We start from the raw sequence: 462 nt of genomic DNA, 5'->3' as shown, positions 1-462 counted from the left end.
GTCGAGGACGACCACGGCGGAGGGGACCATGTACTCGGGCAGCGGCCCGCCCAACTCCTCCCGCAGTGCGCGGGGGTCGACGGCGTTCTCGGCCGTGGGCACCACGTAGGCGACGAGCCGCTTGTCGCCGGGCCGGTCCTCGCGTACGACGACGGCGGCGCGGGCCACCCCGGCGCGGCGGGCGACGACGGCCTCGACCTCGCCGGGCTCGATCCGGAAGCCGCGGATCTTCACCTGGTCGTCTGCCCGCCCCAGGTACTCCAGCACCCCGGTGGGCGTCCACCGCACCAGGTCGCCGGTGCGGTACATCCGTTCCCCCGGCTCCCCGAACGGGCAGGCCGTGAACCGCTCGGCCGTGAGCCCCGGCCGGGCCACGTAGCCGTGGGCCAGCCCGGCGCCCGCCATGTACAGCTCGCCGGTCGTGCCGACGGGGACCGGCTCCAGCCGCTCATCGAGGACGTA

1 pseudogene is annotated in these 462 nt (G+C 75.5%); it reads right to left on the bottom strand.

Annotated elements, in window-relative coordinates:
• Positions 1-462, bottom strand: a pseudogene (locus JJV70_RS22280) (AMP-binding protein); the annotation flags it as partial.

It is taken from the genome of Streptomyces sp. JJ66 (genome assembly GCF_019303495.1).
Classification (GTDB): domain Bacteria; phylum Actinomycetota; class Actinomycetes; order Streptomycetales; family Streptomycetaceae; genus Streptomyces.
The sequence above is the reverse complement of the archived record's forward strand: the minus strand, read 5'-3'. Positions and strand labels throughout refer to the sequence as shown.